The following is an 18383-nucleotide window of genomic DNA, read 5'->3' on the forward strand; positions in this document are numbered from 1 at the left end:
ATGAAGCGGACGCGAGGCTCCTTAGTGCGCAACGAAAGAAGGGGCAACCGGCCAGTTTGCGTCCACTGGCCGTAACGGCGGATTATGACGCTTGAGGGCCGCTTTAGCGAGTCATGTTCCTGCGTCAGCGCGCCCGCGAAGCCGCCACCATGCCGCGCGCGGCGTTGCCGATGAAGAAACCTTGTTCCAGATCATAGGGACGCAGGTCAGCCTCGACCGCTTCCCCCATGTCGATCAGGCTTTTGCGCAACACGCCGGGCAGCACGCCGCGCGACAATGGCGGGGTCAACAGCTTGTCGCCGCGCTCGACGAAGATGGAGGAGTAGCTGCCCTCGGTCAGAAAGCCCTGCTCGTCGGTCATCACCACTTCGAAGGTGCCGCCACGCCTCAACGCATCGTTGTAGAGCGAGCGATCCGTGGTCTTGTACGCCAGCCGCGCATCTCCGGCGGGCGCGTTGCGGGGGACGAGCGCCACCTGCATGATCGCCTGCGGCCAGGTGCGATACTCGCGCACCTCGATGGCGATGGAACCCCGGCGCGACAATTGCAGGCGCAGACGGCTGCGCGCGCTCAGGCGGAAGGTCGCGGCTTGCAGTTCGTTGCGCACGTCATGGCGGTCGAACGCGAAATCGAGCGCCTCCGCGCTGGCCTTCAGCCGCTCCAGATGCAGTTCCAGCAGTCTGATGCCCTCGACCGGATCGAAGGCCATGGTTTCGAGCAGATCGAACCGTCCGTCAGCCAATGCCATGAAAAACCCTGCAACTCCCTAGATGTCGTCCGTCAGGCCGGTTTGACGAAGCGCCCCTTGGCCAGACATTCCGCCCATTCGGAATGACCTTCCGAATCCGCGACGATGCCCGATCCCAGACCCAGGCGCCCTTCCCTGCTGCCTTCTTCGACGCAAATGGTGCGGATGGCAACATTGAAGGCCGCGTCGCCCGCCGGATCGATCCAGCCCATGGAGCCGGTATAGACGCCGCGCGGAAAGGCCTCGACCGCGTCGATGATCTCCATGGCGCGGACCTTGGGCGCGCCGGTGATCGACCCGCAGGGGAAAAGGACGCGCAGCACGTCGACCGGCGACAGGCCGGGCAGCAGGCGGGCGCGCACGGTCGACACCATCTGGTGGACGGTGGGATAGGTTTCGACCTTGAACAGGTCGGGCACCGCGACCGTGCCGGCGCGGGAAACGCGGGAAAGGTCGTTGCGCAGCAGGTCGACGATCATCAGGTTTTCGGCGCGCTGCTTGGCGTCCCGCTCCAGCCATTGGACCAGTTCGGCGTCGCGGGCGAGGTCCGGATCGCGGGGCGCAGTGCCCTTCATCGGCCGGGCGGTCAACTGGCCCCTAACATTGGTGAAGAAGAGTTCGGGGGAAAAGGAAAGGATGGCATGCCCGCCCATGCGCAGCACGCCGCCATAGCCCGCCCGCTGCCGGGGCCGGAGCGCGGCGTAGAGCGCCATCGGGTCGCCGCTGAAATGCGCGGCGCAGGGGAAGGTCAGATTGACCTGATAAATGTCCCCGGCGCGGATATAGTCCTGCGCCTGCGCGAAGGCGGCGAGATAGGCGGCTTCATCGATCAGCGGCTGGAGCCGGTCGACCCTGGCGGCGGCGGGATCTGGCAGCAGGCCGGGCATGTCCGCCGCGTCGATCAGCCGCACCCCTTCGAAGAGGCCGAACCAGAGCAGCGGCGTCTTCGGGCGGTCCTGCCGGTGCCGCTCCGCCAGCGGGCGAAGGCGCTCCTCCAGCGCGAGGCCCGCTTCATAGGCGATGAAGCCGGCGGCGTGCAGCCCCTCCTCCGCCGCTTCGGCCAGGCGGTCCAGGGCGGGCTGTACCTCCGCCAGCCGGTGGGCGGCGATGACCGACACCGGGTCGCGATAAAGGCGCGCAGGCGCCGCCCCCCGCGGGCGGGCGTCGTCGAACAGGACAAAGGCTTCGGTCGGTCCCGGAAGGCGCATGGCGGCCCTCTTAACAGGCTTTGCCGCGGGCGGAAGGCCCAAGAGAGGCAATGCGCTGTTGCGCGGGCCGGGCATCGGCCATAGGGACTTCAGGCATGAGCGACGGTTCGATCAGGGATGATGCGGCGCGGCCGGTGCGGCGGGCATTGGGGCTGGCGCTGCGGGGACGCTGCCCGGCCTGCGGCGAAGGGCGCATGTTCGCGCGCTTCCTGAAGCCCATCCCGGCCTGCGAGACCTGCGGGCAGGCGTGGGACCAGTCGCGGGCGGACGATTTCCCCGCCTATATCGTGATCCTGCTGCTGGGTCACATATTGGTGCCGCTGATGATCGAGGTGAACGCGGCGCTGGATATCCCGCTGGGCGTGCAGGCGATGTTGTGGCCTGGGCTGGCGATCCTGCTGGCGGTGGCGATGATCCAGCCAGCCAAGGCGGCGGTCATCGCCTTTCAATGGAGCCGCCGGATGGACGGGTTCCGCTGAGCCTTATTCGGGGCGGATGATGAAGTTACGCTCCATCGACTCGCGCAACGTCTCATCGATGCTGCGGCGGCCTTCCGAGCCATGGGTGACGACCGTCGTGTCGCAGGTGGCGACGCACGCGCCCTTCTGAAAGCCGGCCGAACTGATCGTCCAGCTCGTGCGGCCGATATGGCCGATCGCGCAATGCACTTCGAACGGATAGGGAAAGTGCGATTCCTCCACGAAGTTGAGGTTCACATTGGCGACCAGCCAGCGCACGCCCTGTTCCTGCGGGTGGCGGCCGAGATGATGGTGGAAACGGATGCGGGCGGTTTCGAAAATCCCGGAGATCGCCACATTGTTGACATGGCCCATCGTGTCGATGTCCTGGAAGCGGGTGTCGATGCTGGTGACGAAACGATAAGCGTCCGGGCGAAGGCGCCAGGATTCGGGTTTGGCCATGTCCTGCTTTCCATATGTCCTGTTTGCCCTACGCTCTTAAGCGCTCGCGGCGGGGATGCAATCTTCCGGTTGAAATTGGTCGAACTGCGACCTTTTTGACACAGGCGCGAAGACGATCATTTGGGCCGGTAACGGATCGTTCCCAAGGGCGGCGGTGGACTTCGGCGCAGTTGCAGCATAGTTTCCCGGACCGGTTTCATGGACGGGGTTTTCATGCAACGCTATAGTCGGACCGCCATTTTCCTGCATTGGACCATCGCCGCCCTGCTGGCCTTCCAGATCGCCGTCGGATGGGCGCTGGAGGATCTGGGCGCACGCGGTTTCGCCTTGTTCCAATTGCACAAGTCGATCGGCATCTCCATCCTGGCGCTGACGCTGGCGCGCATCGTCCTGCGCTATTGGAAGCCGCGTCCGGCGTCCGTCGAGGGCGGCTGGCAAGGCGCGCTGGCAAACGCCGTGCACGCCGGTCTCTATGTCTTCATGCTGGGCGCGCCGCTGACGGGGTGGGCGCTGGTGTCGACCGCGAAGGTGAAGGTGCCGACGCTGATCTTCCGCGCCATCCCCCTGCCCCATCTGCCCCTGCCGATGAGCGTCGGCGATACCGCCCATGGTGCGCATGAGATACTGGCCTGGATCGGCGTCGCCTTGTTCGCCCTGCACGTCGCGGGGGCGCTGCGGCATCATTTCCTGATGGGCGACGGGCTGTTGTGGCGCATGATGCCCGCGCGTTCGCCGGCATTGCTGGCGGCCTTGCCCGCGCTGGTCGCGGCGGGGTTCCTGCTGGGGCGCGTCATCCTGCCCGCCCCGGCGCCCAAAGCCGCCGCCGCCGCAGTCGTACCCGCCGCCGTGGAGGAGGAAGCGCCCGCCAATGTCGCCGAGCCCGCCGGCAATGCCGCCAACGCAGCGGTCCCGGCCAGCGCGGACAATGCGGCCGCGGCCGAGGAACCCGTGGGGCCGCCGCCTTCCTGGGCGGTGCGGCCGGGCGGCAATATCGGCTTTTCGGTGGGCAATAGCGGCGAGACGATCAGCGGCGGCTTTTCGAAATGGACGGCGAAGATCGCGATGGACCCGGACCATCCGGACAGCGCCGACATCCGCGTGGAGATCGATCTGGCGAGCGCCAGCGTCGGCGACAGCTACAAGGACGGCATGCTGACCGGAGACGAATTCTTTGGCGTGGCGGCCCATCCCAGGGCGGTCTTCACCGCCAAGGGCGCGGAAAAGACGGGCGCGAACAGCTATCGCGCCGCGGGCACGCTGACGCTGAAGGGCGTGAGCAAGCCGCAGAGCATCCGTTTCACCCTGTCCGGCACGGGCAAGGCGCGGAAGGTTTCGGGATCGGCCACCATCGCCCGCGCCTCCTATGGCGTCGGCAATGGGGAGAGCAGCGGGGGACTGGACCCCAAAGTGGCGGTCAGCTTCGATTTCAATGCCGTGACGGAATGATCGGCGGATAGATTTGCATCGGGACTTCTGCCAAAGCGAGTCATGGACAGCAGAAAGTCGTCAGCCGCGCATATAGAGGACGGGGTTTTCCTGGGCTTCGTCCTCATCGTCTCGATCGCCTTCGCGCTGGTGATCGAACCGTTTTTCGCCGCCATCCTGTGGGGCGTGATCGCCGCCATATTGTTCGCGCCGGTCAACCAGGCGCTGCTGGATATGATGCCCCGGCGGCGAAACAGTTCGGCGGCCCTGACACTGCTGCTGATCATCGCGCTGGTGATCGTCCCCGCCTTCATCCTGGCCATGGCGCTGGTGCAGGAAGCGACGATCTTCACCGCCAAGGTGCAATCGGGCGAGATCAATTTCGCCCGCATATTCGCGCAGTTCCAGGCGAGCCTGCCCGGCTGGGCGGCCGCCTTTCTGGAACGGCTGGGCATCACCAATTTCGCCGCGGTGCGCGAGATGCTGAGCGAGGGCATCGCGTCGAGCTTCCGCACGGTGGCGACGCAGGCGCTGCAGATCGGGCAGAGCGCGTTCAGCTTCCTGATGGCGCTGGGCGTGATGCTCTATCTGACCTTCTTCCTGCTGCGCGACGGGCCGCTGCTGGCGGCGATGGTGGACCGGGCGGCGCCGATGCGCACCACCTATCGCCAGGCGCTGATGCGGCAGTTCGTCATCGTCACCCGCGCCACCATCAAGGGCAGCATCGTCGTCGCCATCGTGCAGGGGGTGATCGGCGGCATGGTGTTCTGGGCGCTGGGGTTGCCGGGGGCGTTGCTGTGGGGCGTGCTGATGGGCGCGTTCTCGCTGATCCCGGCGGTCGGGACGGGGCTGGTCTGGGTGCCTGTCGCAATCTATCTGTTCGTCACCGGGGCAGTGGTGGAAGGGCTGATCCTCGCCTTTTGCGGGATGTTCGTGATCGGGATGGTCGACAATATCCTGCGCCCGGTGCTGGTCGGGCGGGATACGCGGATCCCCGACTATGTGGTGCTGATCACGACGCTGGGCGGGATCGATCTGTTCGGGTTCAACGGCATCGTCATCGGGCCGGTGATCGCGGCGCTGTTCATCGCGACCTGGAATATCGTGACGCGGATGCGGACCGGGGCCGATGGGCTGGAGGGGCCGCTGACGGAGAAGTCTTCCGGCGGTTGAACCGCCGGTTCGACGATATGCTTCAGGCCCCTATATTTCCTCCAGAGCCGCGCTCGCCTCCATCCAGACTTCTTCCGCCGCTTCCAGTTTCTTTTCCAGGTCGGCGCGCTTCACCATCAGTTCGGTCATGGTCATCTTCGCCTCCGCCCCGGTGACGGATTTGGGGTCGAACAGCGCCTGGTCGATGCGGCTGCGTTCGGCGTTCAGCGCCGCCATTTCCCTTTCGGCCTTGCTGACGGCGTTCTTCGCCGCCTTCTGCTTTTCGCGCCATTGCGCGGCGTTGCGCTTTTCCGCCTTGCGGTCGGCCTTGGGCGCGTCGCCGCCTGAACCGCCGTTGCCGCCATTGCCGTCGGCCTTGCGCAGGATGATGTCGGTATAATCCTCCAGGCTGCCGTCGAAGGGCTGCGCGGTGCCGTTGTCGACCAGCACCAGCCGGTCGGCCACCAGTTCGATCATGTGGCGGTCGTGGGATACGATCACCACCGCGCCGCTATAGTCGTTGAGCGCCTGCACCAGCGCCTCCCGGCTGTCGACGTCCAGATGGTTGGTCGGCTCGTCGAGGATCAGCAGATGCGGCGCGTCGCGGGTGATCAGCGCCAGCGCCAGCCGCGCCCTCTCCCCGCCGGACATGCTGCCGACCTTCTGCGTGGCGCGCTCGCCGGAGAAGCCGAAGCGGCCAAGCTGGCCGCGGACGGCGGCGGGGGTGGCGCCCTTCATCACCCGGGTCATATGTTCGAGCGGCGTGTCGGTGACGTCCAGTTCCTCCACCTGATATTGGGTGAAATAGCCGACATTCATCTTGGCGGAGGCGTTCATCGCGCCTTCCATCGGCTTTAGCTGGGCGGCGATCAGGCGGGCGAGCGTGGTCTTGCCATTGCCGTTGCGGCCCAGCAGCGCCAGCCGGTCGTCCGGATCGATGCGCAGGTTCACCCGGCGCAGGACCGGCGTGTCGTTATAGCCGACCGACGCCATGTCCATGGTGATGAGCGGCGGGCGCAGTTCGGGCGGGCTGGGAAAGCCGAAATGCAGCGTGGGGTCTTCGATGGCGGCGGCGATGGGCTGCATCCTCGCCAGCGCCTTGGCGCGGGACTGGGCCTGCTTCGCGGTGGAGGCGCGGGCCGAGTTGCGGGCGACATAGTCCTGCAACTTCTCCCGCTCCGCCTGCTGCTTGGCGCGGGCGGCCTCCTGCTGGGCGAGCCGTTCGGCGCGCTGGCGCTCGAAGGCGTCGTAGCCGCCGGGATAGAGCATGATCTTCCCGCCCTCCAGATGGAGGATATAGTCGACCACATTGTTGAGCAGGTCGCGTTCATGGCTGATGACGACCACGGTGCCGCGATAGGCCTTCAGGAAATTCTCCAGCCACAGCGTCGCTTCAAGGTCGAGATGGTTCGACGGTTCGTCGAGCAGCAGCAGGTCGGGGTTGGAGAAAAGCAGCGAGGCCAGCGCCACGCGCATCTTCCAGCCGCCCGAATAGCTGTCGAGCGGACGGCCCTGCATCTCCTCGTCGAAGCCGAGACCCACCAGGATGCGCGCGGCGCGGGCGGGTGCGGTGTAGGCGTCGATGGCGTTCAGCCGTTCGTAGATATGGCCGAGGCGGTCGGGGTCTTCGGTATGCTCCGCCTCCGCCATCAGCGCGGCGCGTTCCTTGTCGGCGGCGAGGACGGTGTCGAAGGGGGTGGCGTTGCCCGATGGGGCCTCCTGCGCGATATAGCCCAGGCGCGTGTCGCGGGGCATGTCGCAACTGCCTTCATCGGGATCGAGCTGGCCGATCATCACCTTCATCAGCGTCGATTTGCCCGCGCCGTTGCGGCCGATCAGGCCCACGCGGCTGCGGGGCGGCAACGCGGCGCTGGCGCGGTCGATGATGGTGCGGCCGCCGAGGCGCACGGTGATCCCGTTCAGATTAAGCATGGAGGGGGCCTCTAGCAGAGCGGCAAGGCGTGGTGAAGGCGTCAGGGCGGAGTTTTGCAGCCGGTCCTGTGATTGCGAAGTTCACGGCGTCGTGGCTGACGCATTTGCGTAGATACGGACCGGTGGCGTGGATTTCGCAATAGGAGAATTTTTGCGAATTGGCGCCCGGACGATGCGGGGTGGAAAAGGTGGACGGTGGGAAAGAGCCGTGGGAGTGATGCCATGGGTTGGGGGGTGTAGGACAGGATTTTGCGCTGTGGCGCAGGCAGCTAGTAGAGGGGGTGTTCTTCTCTTCGGGAAAGAATGGGCTTCGACAGGCTCAGCCCGAACGGGACGGAGGTGGTCGTGATGAAACGCGCAAGGCCTCTACCCCTCCGCATAGAGGGTGAACGACCCCTTCAATCCCCCCACGCTCGACTGGCCGACCCACAGGTCGAACGCGCCCGGCTCCGCGATGATCCTGCTCCCGGCCCCCACAAATTGCAGGTCGGCGCGGGAGAGGGAGAAGCGGAGCGTCTTGCTCTCCCCCGGCGCCAGCGTGACGCGCTGGATGCGTTTGAGTTCGCGGATCGGACGGGTGCGGCTGGCCACGCGGTCGCGGATATAGAGCTGCACCACTTCGCTGCCCTTTCGGGGGCCCTTGTTGGTGAGGCGGGCGGTGACTTCGATGGCGCGGTCCCAGCGGAGCGCCGTGTCGGACAGCTTCAAATCCTCCAGCGCGAAATCGCTGTAGCTGAGGCCATGGCCGAAGGGAAAACGGGCGCTGTTGTCCGTCGTGGCGTAGCGGGAACGATATTCGGTGCGATTGTCGATCACCGGGCGGCCGGTCGACTTGCGGTCGTAGAAGAAAGGTTCCTGCCCGGATTCCCAGGGAAAGCTGACCGGCAGCTTGGCGGAGGGATTGTCCTTGCCGAACAGGATGTCGGCGATGGCATGGCCGGATTCCGATCCAAGGAACCATGTGGCGAGGATCGCCTGCGCATTCGCCACGCCGTCATGCAGCGCCAGGGCGCGGCCATGGCGCAGCAGGACGATGACGGGCTTGCCAGTGGCGGCTACGGCGTCGGCCAGCGCCTGCTGCACGACGGGAATTTCTATGGCGGTGCGCGATTGCGCCTCCCCCGACATGTCCTGCGATTCCCCCAGGGCGAGGATGACGACATCCGCCGCCTTCGCCGTTTCCACCGCCTGGGCGACGCCGCCGTCAATGGGGGTCAGGATGCCGCTGCCCGGCGCGATGCGCAATTTGCCGGGGTCCGGCATGGCGGCGCGCAGGCCGGTGGCGATGTCGACGCCCTTGCCCTTGTCGCCGTAAAAGGCCCAGGGGCCATAGACATTCATGGTGTCTTCGCCGAAGGGACCGATGAGGGCGATGGTCTGGCGCTTGTCCGGATCGAGCGGCAGGATGCCGTTATTCTGGAGCAGCACGATGGAACGGGCACCGGCCTCGCGGGCGAGGGCGCGGTGCGCTGGCGTGAAGATGCGCGTCTTTTCCGCTTCCTCATCGAGTGAACGATAGGGATTGTCGAACAGGCCGATAGCGGTCTTCACATAGAGGATGCGGCGGACGGCGACGTCGACCGTCTCCATCGGCACCGCGCCGCTCTTCACCAGATCGGGGATGTGGCGAATATAAAGCCCGCTCTGCATCGACATGTCGACGCCCGCCAATATGGCTAGGCGGGTGGCGTCGCGTTCATCCTCCGCATAGCCATGGGCGATCAATTCCTCGTCGGCGGTATAGTCGGAGAAGACGAAGCCGCGAAACTTCATCTCGCCGCGCAGCAGGTCGGTGAGCAGGTCGCGGTCGGCGGTGGCGGGGACGCCGTTGATCTCGCTGAAGGCGGCCATGGTGGTGAGCGCCCCCGCCGCGAAGGCCGAACCGAAGGGGGGCAGATGGGTTTCGCGCAGCGTCTCGTCGCTGATGTCGACGCTGCCATATTCGAGGCCGCCCGCGACCGCGCCATAGGCCGCGAAATGCTTGGGACAGGCGAGCAGGCTGTCGTCGCGGCGCAGGTCGCGCCCCTGGAAGCCGCGCACGCGGGCGGCAGCGAACAGACCGCCGAGCGTGACATCCTCCCCCGCCCCCTCGACCACCCGACCCCAGCGCTGGTCGCGGGCGACGTCGACCATCGGCGCGAAGGTCAGGTGCAGGCCCGCCGCCGTCGCCTCGACCGCCATGGCGCGGGCGATGCGTTCGGCCAGCGACGGATCGAAACTGGCCGATTCGCCCAACGTCACGGGGAAGATGGTCTTGAGGCCGTGGATCACGTCTCCCGCGAACAGCAGGGGGATGCCGAGACGGCTTTGTTTGAGCGCGATATCCTGGGCGCGCCGCGCGCCCGCCACGCCGATGCCGTTGAACAGGCAGCCGACACGGCCCTTGCGGATTTCGCCCGCCAGATCCCTCTCATTCTGGATGCCGACCTGCGGATTGGGCGGGTTATAGGGCCGGAAACTGTCGGCCAGGCAGGTCATCTGGCCCGCCTTCTCCTCTATGGTCATGCGGGCGATGAGGTCGTCGACCCGCTCCACCTCGCTCGCCGCGAAGGCGCGGCGGGGGAGCGGGAGCGTGAGGATGCCCGCAAGGGCGGCAGTCAGGACGGCGCGGCGGTCGATGGTCATCGGGGGAAGTGTAGCAGATGTCGGATGAACCGCACTTATCCCGTCAACGCGCGCATGCAACCGGCGGAGAGATGGGCGGAGCCGTGGGGCCGACAATCCGGCCGGAGGGCGACGATGGTGGACAGGGCTTCTATTAAACTAGAGCCAAAAATCAACGGTTTTCTGCGCCTCTCAGAAACCCCGCTTTTTCCGATACCCCCAAGGATACCCCCTAAGCTGCCTTGCTTGCCTGCGGCTGGCAGCCAGCGATCCACGTTTCGATTTCCGATTCGCGCCACGCCACGATACCACCGCCCAGCTCGACCGGCTTCGGGAATGTGCCAGCCGCCATCCGCTTGTAGATGGTCGCCCGGCCGAGGGGCACGCGGTCCTGCACCTGACGGATGCGCAGCAGGCGCTCGTGGCGCGCGACGGGGGTTTCGGTTTCGTCAGTCATGCTCAGCCTGCCTTCCAAGATAATTGTCCATGTCGCGCTGCGCCTGGCGCGTTGCATCGCCCACGATCTTCTCCATCGCCTTCGCCAGCTCGATGTTGAGATATTCGAGGGCGGCCTTGTTGCCGTCGTGAGACGCCCCCCACTGGCTGACAATCCGCAGTTCAGCGTGCTTGATGAGGTCCGGCTGTTTGAGCCATGTCAGCGCTTTGATCGCCCGCTCGCCATTCCACAGCCGATGCTGGAGATTGGTCGCCCTCTTCGCCGCTTCGTCGATGCGTAGCGTCATCACGGCTGCCCTCCGGCGCTAATCGCCGCAGGACGCGCATCGGCCTCCAAGCTCTTCCGCGCGTTGATGACGAGGCGGACGCCGTTCATGTACTGCTTCGCCAGCAGAGCGCGGGCCTGCGCATCCTTGATGCTGATCCGGCCAGCCCGAAGCGCCACAAGGTCATCGGCGATGCCTTTGACGATCATGTCCAGGCTGTAGCGATCACCAATGTCAGTGGGTGCGTCTTGCACGCTCAATCTCCTTATCCATGGCGCGCAGCAACGCGTAAGCCACTCGAAATCCGGTCCACATCGAGACCGGCAGTTGGTGCGTCTGGAGCCTGTTCTGTCCGGCCCATGAGCACCGCTAGCAGACCGGCGGCGCCTGAAAATCGGGAGAGTAAGGATCGCGCTCGATCTGCTCCTGACAGATGGCGCACTCGAAAGGTTCGAGCGCTGTCAGTGGTGGCTTTCTCCTGATCGCGATCTTGATCCGGTCACCCATGGGACGCCTCCCGATCAGCCCGCTCTGCACTCCACCGCTCGTAATCTTTGGCATGGGCTGGGCAGAGATCCTTGTCCTGCGCAGGCTTTGTCGAGCAGTGCGCGCAGACCGGCGCGTCGCACGTCCCATTGCGGACGCCCGGCGTTTTCCAGTCGCAGAGCAGGCGCGCGGGCTTTCCGCACCCGACGCATTTCGGGCGGCGGTTCGACGAGCACACGATAGCCGAACCACCGCCGGGCAGTTGGACATGCTCGCAGGTCATTAGCGCGGCTCCTTCATGGGGTCAGGGCCGCCGCGAATGTGATCGCGGATCGCTTCATCCAGTCGATTGCAGTCGGGCAGCTGCGTCCAGAACAAGCGGGATTCGGTCTCCTCGTCGGCATTGCCCCACGGCCAACCGCCGACATTCATTCGCAGCTTGCCCTCGGTCGTGGCGCCACAGGACGCGGCGAGATCGATATCGGCTTCGACGGTGAATCCCAGATCCAAAGGCGACCCGACATAGGGCGGCTGCTCGATCGGCCACAGCCACCAAAGGACCGGGCCGTCCTCCTCGTGCCATTCGTGAAACGGGCGGGGCTTATAGGTGTCCGCCATCACAGCTGCACCCCCATATGCTTGGCGATGTCGATGAGGTGCAGCGCCTGGCTGCGCGCGTCGTCGAGCGCATCATGGTGGACGCCGTCGCGCACCATCCGAGGCGCGCCTGGCAGCGACTTCATGGTGCGGTAGCAGCGGTCAAAGCGGAAATCCCAAGGCATCAGGTGCCCGGCCGCGCGGAAGGCGCTGCGCATCAGGACATTGTCGAAGCTCGCGCCGTTGCCCCATGTGGGAAGGCTCTCGTCGCCATACCATTCGCGATAGCGCTGGAGCACGACGGCCAGCGGGTGGCGCTCCAGCGCGAGCAGCGCCCGGCGAGCCTCGGCGCGCTCCTCATCGAACCACCAGAAGACAGTCCGAGCATCCAGCTTCAGGCCCATCGCCTGCGCATCGCTCGGGTCGACACCCATATGGAAGCCGTCGAAGATGCCGTTCGCGTTGAACTTGACCGCGCCGATCGACGTGATCAGCGCATCGTCGCCGGTGCCGAGCGTCTCGATGTCGTTCATGACATGGGTCGCGAGGACGGCTGGCGCGGGATCCTCCAGCACTTCCCACTGAGCGGGGTCGATCTTGGGCGTGCGATAGCCCTCGATGCCGCCGCCGATGGCGACGTTCATGATGATATAATCGCCAAAGCCTTCGGAGCCGTGGCAGAGGAAGGCGCCGGGGACATAGTGACCGCGCCATTTCGCCAAGCGCTTGCCGCTCGCATCCGTCAGCCAATACAGGCCCTGATCGCAGACCTTGTAATGGATCTCGGCCGTCTCACCGGCTGGCCAGCCTTCCACGATGCCGTCGAGCAACTCGATCCGGACCTTCCACAAGTCGCCCTCGCGTCCGAAGATGCGCGAGCCGTCCTCGTCGATCAGTCCGTTGACGCAAGCGTCCTCCCAATAGCGAACCTCCGCCTCGACCTCGATATGGGTCGCATCTGATAGGTCGGTCTTCACAGCAATTTCTCCTCGGGCGGGTGATTGGCAAGGATCCATTCCCGCGCTTCGCGCGCGGCCTCGACGTAGGCGCGGCTGGGCGTCTTGCTCTGTTCCTGCCCCGGCCGGAACGAGGCCCAGATGCGGTTGCGGATGGTGTGCGGCAGGCGATACCAGTGCTTGCGGCAACCCCATGCGGCTGGAGGCACCTTCGCGGTGCAGCCCGACCAGTGGCAGTGGTGCCCGCCAGCCGGCCCATCCAGGCGCGAGCGGACATAGTCGGCCTTGTCGCCGATGCTCATCCTTCAAATCCTTTCGACTTTGCGAATTCGATGACCTCCGCCTGCTTGGCGAAGGTGTGGCGGCCGACCCGAAAGCGGCGGCCTTCAATGGCGCAGACGGGCACGAAGCCCTTGCGGCGCAGGAAGGTCTGGGCGCGCTCGAACGGGTCCGTCCGGATGCGCTCAGCCTCGCTCAGCCCCGCCATGATGCGCTTGGCGGTGATCCCGGCGGCGCTCCGGTGCGCAGACCTGGCGTTCCGCGCAAGCAGGCCGCGCTTCGCCATCTGGATCTGCGCGAGGTTCAGGTCTGCATCGGCTGGCACCGGCACGACATCGCCGATCTGATAGTTGGGGAGCGGGCGCTTCATGAGCCGACCATCTCCCGGAAAAGGATCGGCTCGATCGAGCCATCCTGATTGACCCGGTCAAGCCATGCCGCGGCGCTTGGCTCGCTGCCGTCCCATTTGTCGGGGAAGGTTCGCGCGGCGATCAGCTCGCGGATGCGCGCCTCTTCCTCGGCATTGATCAGATCGACGCGCGCCTGGCGCTGGACATCGAGGATTTTGGCCAGGGCCTCTTCGCGCGCCTCCAGCGTCAGCGGCCCCATGCGCTGCGGATTCTTGGCGAGGCTGCCATCCTTCAGCGTCTCAGCGCCCGCCTTGCGGAGACGCTGAGCGGGCTCCCTCATCCAGCGATAAAGCGGCTTCAACTCTTTCAGCGGCGCGAGGTGCGCCCATGCTTCCGTGCCGATCAGATAGTCGAGCGCCGTGTCTTTCACCGCCAGCGGGCAGGCAATGCAACCGGTGCGGGCGTTGATCTCCTCCGCATCGTCGCCGCCATAGGCATCGGCAAGGATGCGGACCGGCCAGCCGCCGAATTCCGGCTGGGGCGCATAGACCTTCAGCCAGTCCCAGACGATGCACACCCGCCAGTGCAGGATCGGCGCCAGCGTCGAGATTCTGCCGCGCACGCCTTTGCTTTCCGGCAGAGCCTGCTGATACCAGCCCTGCCCGCACTCGGCGCCGTCTTTCGAGCATGACATCTCGATCCGGCCGTCGCGCACCGCGCTCTCGCCTTGGCGAACGCCGGTGATCATCAGTGCTGAGCCGGGCAGCGCCGCGATAGCCACGCCGAGCGCCTCCGCCATCGGCTCGACCTTGATCTGCCGCGTGCACCACCGCAGGGTGTTGTTGTTCGGCGGAGGCACACCGCGCCCGAGGATATAGACCATGAACCGCTTATCGAGCGGCGCGCGAACCACGATCACCTCGATCCAGTCACGCAAGCGCAGCAGCGCCATGATCTGGTCGGCTGCCATCTGGATCGGCGGCAGTTCCTGCCGGGTATCGGCATAGAAGACGAACAGCTTCGACGGGCGCGGCAATTCGCCGACCTCGATCAGGTGGACCAGCAGCGTCAACGTGGCGGTGCTGTCCTTGCCGCCCGACCAGGCGACGGCGACATGCTCGTGCCGATCCCAATAGGCGCGCAGGGATTGAAGGGTCAGCTCGATCGCTTCCTCCGAAACCATACGCGCACCGGCGGCAAAAAGGTTGTCGACTGCCGTCATGCCGCCGCCCGCTCGCCCTGCGCGGCCTCGGCCGGGAACTGCGCACGCACCAGCGCCTCGGCAATCGGCGGACAGACGCTGTTGCCGCACTTGGCGACCTGCGCTGTCTTCGTGATCGGCTGGCCGTGGGCGTCCGTCTCGATCTGATAATCGGCCGGGAAGCCCTGCGCGTTGAACAGTTCGCGCGGGCTGAGCATCCTCATGCCGATGTCGACGATGACATATTCCTCGCCATCGACCATGACGGTGACCAGCCCGAAGCGTTCCTTCACCGTCACGGTGCCGAGCGGGTTGTCGAGGCCATGGCCGTCCTGCTCGTTGCCGTAATATTTGATCAGGAAGGCGCGGACCTCGGCCATGTGTGTGCCGCCCGCGCTGACGGTATGCAGGGGCTCGTCGGTCGGCTGACCGTCCCGGCAGGTGCCGCGCAGCTTCACGAGGTTCGAAGTCACGAGCCGCTGCTGCGATCCAGCCGTCTGCACCGTCGAGAGCGGCGCGTCGGCAGCGCGGCCGGCCAGGTTCTCATTGTTGGGGCCGCCGTTCGCCTGTTCCAGGTGTGCGCAGACGACAGCGTGACGCGGGGCGCCCGCCATCACCGTATGCAGCGGCTCGGTTGGGTCGACGCCTTTGCCATTTTCCGCGAACTTCTGCATGAAGGCAGAGACAATGCAGGCGTCGGCCTTGGTGGTGGTAGTGGGGAAAGGCTGCTCGGGTCCAACAGGCCCGCTCTGCCCGCGCCGCCCACCGCAGCCGACTATCACCGGAGACAGGACGGTTTCGACGACGCCCAGCGGCGCAGAGCCGCCCGGTCGCTTGATGTAGCTGTTGGCGGTGACCGTATGCAGGGGCTCGTCGGCGGCATGGCCGATGGCGCCTGCGCGAAACTTCGTGATGTGCGGGGCGACCACGGCCATCTCGCCTCCCTTCGCCGTCGTGATGGTGCGCAGTGGCTCATCACCGGGATAGAAACGGTCACCGGCCCAGTTCGTGTTGCAGATCGGCACGATGAAGGGCGACGGATTGTTGACGACGAACTTCATTATGCCGTGCGCGATGCGGCGCAGGGTCTTCTCGGCCAGCGGCTTCTTGCGCTCGAAGATGGACGGGCAAGGGATCGACCAGTCGATGATCTCCGCTGCGGTGCGCCAGGGCAGCAGCTTCCCACTCAGGACTTCCGGCGAGCCCGACTTGCCGTGCGTCGGCGCGGGCCAGACGATCGGGTTACCGTCGCGGCGCGCGATCATGAAGAAGCGCTTGCGGATGGTCGGCGCGCCATAGTCGCAGGCGCGCAGTTCCTTCCACTGGATCTTGTAACCGGCCTTGCGAAGCTCGCGCGTCCATTTGGCGAACGTCTCACCGGCGCGCTCCTTGATGGGCTTGCCCTCGTCACAGAGCGGCCCCCAGGTGCGGAACTCCTCGACATTCTCCAGCAGGATCACGTCCGGCCTCACCCGCTGCGCCCAAAGTACGACAACCCAGGCGAGATCGCGGATCGATTTCTCGCGAGGCTTCCCGCCCTTCGCCTTGCTGAAATGCTTGCAGTCGGGGCTGAACCACGCGAGATCGACGTGCTGTCCGCCGGTGACCTCCTTGGGGTCGATCTGCCAGATGTTGTTGCGGATATGACGGGTGCCGGGGTGATTGGCCTCGTGCATCCGGATGGCCTGCTCATCATGATTGATGGCAATATCCACCGCCCGACTCAGCGCAGCCTCTATGCCAGTGGACGCGCCGCCCCCGCCCGCAAAATTATCTACGATGATTCCCATCAATCTGCCTTCCCGATCATCTTGTTATGCGCGGCGACCAGTGCGCTGATGGACGACATCGCCGTGTCGTCATCTCCGAAACTGATCAGCATCGTGCGGTCGGACGGGTCGTCATCGGCCAAGGCAACGATGTGCAGGCCCCTGCCCTCCCAGATCTGATTATCCGCCAGCGTCGCGGGGTGGCGGTTGCTCTCGGCCCAGCGCTTGTTCCAATTGGCGACCAGCGCTTTCACTTTGACATCGAAGGGGTCGGGCTCAACCGGCGGTACGCCGTCGTTCGCGCAGGCGATGCACGTCGCCGGATTGCGACGGCAATGAACATAAGTGCCGTCACCCTGCTTGAATGCATGGCACAGGCCCCATCGTGTCTTGACGATTTCGTATTCGTGGATGCCGACGCCGAGTTTCATCAGGCCATTTCCCCGCACCCGCGCCCGACCAGCTCGCCATTGGCGCCACCGGTGAAGTCGCGCCAGTGAACCCAGCCCTTCGGGCAGGCAAAGCCCCATTCGCGGACCTTGGGCCCGGTCATGAACAGCGAAATGCAGGGCTCGCCGTCGATCAGTTCGAGGCGGTGCATGTCGGTCGCCTGGCGCATCACGACGTCGCCCGGCTCGCGGATAAAACTGCCCTCGGGGGTTATCTCCCGATAGCAGCCCTCGATTACATAGGAGGTGTTCGCCCAAGGGTGATCGTGCAGCGCGCGGTCATCATCATCGCGCAGTATTTCGTGCAGATAGACGTTCATCTGCTCGTTGCGGGGGATGATCCACCAGCGGCGCAGATAGGGCGCGACAGGCTCGCCGATCACGAAGTCGGGTTTGCGCACCATCGCGGCGCGCGCCCAGCCCATCATGTCGACCAGGGAGGCATAGCCGATCATTAGAACGGTATTCCATCGTCATAGGGATCGGGCAGGCCCTGGGGCGGGACCAGATCGCCCCGCCGCACCATCCGATTGTCGCGGATCTCCAGGAGCCGCCCGCGCAGTTCCATGGCGACGCCCTGCGCCTGCTCAAGCCGCCGCTCCGCCTCCGTGGCGCGGCTTTCGAAGAACCTCCGCTGATTGTCCGAATCGCGCTTGGCCGCCTCGGCTTCGCGTAGGCGATCGCGGGTGCGGTCGTGCGCGGCCTTCGTCTCGTCCAGGTCGGCAGCCAGATGCTTGTGCTGCATCCGCAGCTTGTCCAGTTCGTCAAGGAAGTTGACCGGCTCGACCAGCAACTCACCGCGCGCCTCGGTGCCTTCGACACCGCCTTGGAAATACTCACCGCTCTCGAGGCAGTAAGCATCGCACTTGTAGCCATCGCTGACCTTCGTCGCATATTCGGACTTGAAGCCATAGGTGCCAACCTCGGTGCGAAACACGCCCGGCGGGCACTGATTCAACGTGACGAAGCTCACAGTTCATTCTCCCGCTGGCACGGCACGATGGCGGCCAGATCGCTGGTGCAGACCGGGCAGTCGCAGCCCGGCTCAGGATGGGTGGCGGGCCGACCGGCCTCGACGGCCGACCCGCGCGGATCAGATGACGACCCGGGAGGGGGTAGGTCGTCCGAGGCTCCCGTCCGGTGCGCGCCCAGGGGGCAGGCTCGCACTTGGGACAGTGGGGGTTTGTTGAGCAGCCGGAGGCGGCGCTCGGTGGCAGCGGCGGCACTCGACGCGATGCCTGCGAGAAGACTGGAGGACTTGATCACAGTTCCGCCTCCTCGACGCGAACCTTCCAGACCCGGCCGGAGGCATGCACACGCATCGCGGGCTGCCCATCAGGACCGAAAACGCGGTTCGTCATCACCGCACACTCGACGCCGGCAGCGTTAGCGAAATAGGCGACAGAGGTTTCGACGGCGGTCAGAACCGCCTCGACGATCGGATCACCTTGCATCAGCCGATCCTCCGGAAACGGAACCATGCGCGGCGGGGCTGCTCCATCGGGAGAATCGGCCCACGCTGGCGCTCGGCCTGCCATTGCGTCTGCGGCGCGCTCAGCAGCGGATCGCGTCCGCGAGTGTGGAA

General features: G+C 65.7%; 23 protein-coding genes. 3 read left to right on the forward strand and 20 right to left on the reverse strand.

The window, feature by feature from the left end:
- Window positions 1-124: 124 nt before the first annotated feature.
- Complete coding sequence (locus NUH86_RS10700; protein WP_267249484.1) at window positions 125-748, reverse strand: aminotransferase class IV; 624 nt, start codon at window positions 746-748, stop codon at window positions 125-127.
- Window positions 749-780: 32 nt separating this feature from the next.
- Window positions 781-1956, reverse strand: coding sequence for an aminodeoxychorismate synthase component I (gene pabB, locus NUH86_RS10705; RefSeq protein WP_267249485.1), 1176 nt, complete (start codon window positions 1954-1956; stop codon window positions 781-783).
- 95 nt (window positions 1957-2051) lie between these two features.
- Between pabB and NUH86_RS10710 the strand changes: the two genes are divergently transcribed.
- Window positions 2052-2435 carry a DUF983 domain-containing protein gene (locus NUH86_RS10710; protein WP_267249486.1) on the forward strand — a complete coding sequence of 128 codons (384 nt, stop codon included), beginning with the start codon at window positions 2052-2054 and terminating at the stop codon, window positions 2433-2435.
- A gap of 3 nt (window positions 2436-2438) precedes the next feature.
- Here the strand turns inward: NUH86_RS10710 and NUH86_RS10715 are convergent, their stop codons facing one another.
- The gene (locus NUH86_RS10715) at window positions 2439-2876 is read right to left on the reverse strand and encodes an acyl-CoA thioesterase (RefSeq protein ID WP_267249487.1); all 438 of its coding nucleotides are present in this window, start codon (window positions 2874-2876) and stop codon (window positions 2439-2441) included.
- 213 nt (window positions 2877-3089) lie between these two features.
- Between NUH86_RS10715 and NUH86_RS10720 the strand changes: the two genes are divergently transcribed.
- Window positions 3090-4322 carry a YceI family protein gene (locus tag NUH86_RS10720; RefSeq protein WP_267249488.1) on the forward strand — a complete coding sequence of 411 codons (1233 nt, stop codon included), beginning with the start codon at window positions 3090-3092 and terminating at the stop codon, window positions 4320-4322.
- A 42-nt stretch (window positions 4323-4364) separates the two neighbouring features.
- Window positions 4365-5474 carry an AI-2E family transporter gene (locus tag NUH86_RS10725; RefSeq protein ID WP_267249489.1) on the forward strand — a complete coding sequence of 370 codons (1110 nt, stop codon included), beginning with the start codon at window positions 4365-4367 and terminating at the stop codon, window positions 5472-5474.
- Between the two features lie 30 nt (window positions 5475-5504).
- On the opposite strand, the gene NUH86_RS10730 is transcribed toward NUH86_RS10725, so the two are convergent.
- The 17 genes from NUH86_RS10730 to NUH86_RS10810 form a co-directional block, all read right to left on the reverse strand.
- Window positions 5505-7385: an ABC-F family ATP-binding cassette domain-containing protein gene (locus NUH86_RS10730; protein WP_267249490.1), complete on the reverse strand. Its 1881-nt coding sequence runs from the start codon at window positions 7383-7385 to the stop codon at window positions 5505-5507.
- Between the two features lie 366 nt (window positions 7386-7751).
- Complete coding sequence (gene bglX, locus NUH86_RS10735) at window positions 7752-10010, reverse strand: beta-glucosidase BglX (protein ID WP_267249491.1); 2259 nt, start codon at window positions 10008-10010, stop codon at window positions 7752-7754.
- Between the two features lie 211 nt (window positions 10011-10221).
- The gene (locus tag NUH86_RS10740) at window positions 10222-10446 is read right to left on the reverse strand and encodes a helix-turn-helix transcriptional regulator (RefSeq protein WP_267249492.1); all 225 of its coding nucleotides are present in this window, start codon (window positions 10444-10446) and stop codon (window positions 10222-10224) included.
- Complete coding sequence (locus tag NUH86_RS10745) at window positions 10439-10735, reverse strand: hypothetical protein (RefSeq protein WP_267249493.1); 297 nt, start codon at window positions 10733-10735, stop codon at window positions 10439-10441. Before NUH86_RS10745 ends, NUH86_RS10740 begins: the two co-directional genes overlap by 8 nt.
- The gene (locus NUH86_RS10750) at window positions 10732-10965 is read right to left on the reverse strand and encodes a hypothetical protein (protein WP_267249494.1); all 234 of its coding nucleotides are present in this window, start codon (window positions 10963-10965) and stop codon (window positions 10732-10734) included. Before NUH86_RS10750 ends, NUH86_RS10745 begins: the two co-directional genes overlap by 4 nt.
- A gap of 115 nt (window positions 10966-11080) precedes the next feature.
- A complete protein-coding gene (locus NUH86_RS10755; RefSeq protein WP_267249495.1) occupies window positions 11081-11218 on the reverse strand; it encodes a hypothetical protein in 138 nt (45 codons plus the stop codon).
- A 261-nt stretch (window positions 11219-11479) separates the two neighbouring features.
- Complete coding sequence (locus NUH86_RS10760; protein WP_267249496.1) at window positions 11480-11815, reverse strand: hypothetical protein; 336 nt, start codon at window positions 11813-11815, stop codon at window positions 11480-11482.
- Window positions 11815-12771 carry a 3'-5' exonuclease gene (locus tag NUH86_RS10765; RefSeq protein ID WP_267249497.1) on the reverse strand — a complete coding sequence of 319 codons (957 nt, stop codon included), beginning with the start codon at window positions 12769-12771 and terminating at the stop codon, window positions 11815-11817. The genes NUH86_RS10760 and NUH86_RS10765 overlap by 1 nt, the downstream gene beginning before the upstream one ends.
- Window positions 12768-13052: a hypothetical protein gene (locus NUH86_RS10770; protein WP_267249498.1), complete on the reverse strand. Its 285-nt coding sequence runs from the start codon at window positions 13050-13052 to the stop codon at window positions 12768-12770. Before NUH86_RS10770 ends, NUH86_RS10765 begins: the two co-directional genes overlap by 4 nt.
- The gene (locus NUH86_RS10775; RefSeq protein WP_267249499.1) at window positions 13049-13399 is read right to left on the reverse strand and encodes a hypothetical protein; all 351 of its coding nucleotides are present in this window, start codon (window positions 13397-13399) and stop codon (window positions 13049-13051) included. The genes NUH86_RS10770 and NUH86_RS10775 overlap by 4 nt, the downstream gene beginning before the upstream one ends.
- A complete protein-coding gene (locus NUH86_RS10780; protein ID WP_267249500.1) occupies window positions 13396-14601 on the reverse strand; it encodes a phosphoadenosine phosphosulfate reductase family protein in 1206 nt (401 codons plus the stop codon). Before NUH86_RS10780 ends, NUH86_RS10775 begins: the two co-directional genes overlap by 4 nt.
- Window positions 14598-16370 (reverse strand): DNA cytosine methyltransferase, encoded by a 1773-nt coding sequence (locus NUH86_RS10785; RefSeq protein WP_267249501.1) that lies wholly within the window; start codon window positions 16368-16370, stop codon window positions 14598-14600. Before NUH86_RS10785 ends, NUH86_RS10780 begins: the two co-directional genes overlap by 4 nt.
- The gene (locus tag NUH86_RS10790; protein ID WP_267249502.1) at window positions 16370-16780 is read right to left on the reverse strand and encodes a hypothetical protein; all 411 of its coding nucleotides are present in this window, start codon (window positions 16778-16780) and stop codon (window positions 16370-16372) included. Before NUH86_RS10790 ends, NUH86_RS10785 begins: the two co-directional genes overlap by 1 nt.
- Complete coding sequence (locus tag NUH86_RS10795) at window positions 16780-17253, reverse strand: cupin domain-containing protein (protein ID WP_267249503.1); 474 nt, start codon at window positions 17251-17253, stop codon at window positions 16780-16782. The genes NUH86_RS10790 and NUH86_RS10795 overlap by 1 nt, the downstream gene beginning before the upstream one ends.
- Window positions 17253-17771, reverse strand: coding sequence for a hypothetical protein (locus NUH86_RS10800; RefSeq protein ID WP_267249504.1), 519 nt, complete (start codon window positions 17769-17771; stop codon window positions 17253-17255). Before NUH86_RS10800 ends, NUH86_RS10795 begins: the two co-directional genes overlap by 1 nt.
- Window positions 17768-18064 (reverse strand): hypothetical protein, encoded by a 297-nt coding sequence (locus NUH86_RS10805; protein WP_267249505.1) that lies wholly within the window; start codon window positions 18062-18064, stop codon window positions 17768-17770. Before NUH86_RS10805 ends, NUH86_RS10800 begins: the two co-directional genes overlap by 4 nt.
- Window positions 18061-18252, reverse strand: coding sequence for a hypothetical protein (locus NUH86_RS10810; protein WP_267249506.1), 192 nt, complete (start codon window positions 18250-18252; stop codon window positions 18061-18063). Before NUH86_RS10810 ends, NUH86_RS10805 begins: the two co-directional genes overlap by 4 nt.
- Window positions 18253-18383: the final 131 nt, after the last annotated feature.

This window comes from Sphingobium sp. JS3065, assembly GCF_026427355.1.
In the GTDB taxonomy this organism is placed as follows: domain Bacteria; phylum Pseudomonadota; class Alphaproteobacteria; order Sphingomonadales; family Sphingomonadaceae; genus Sphingobium.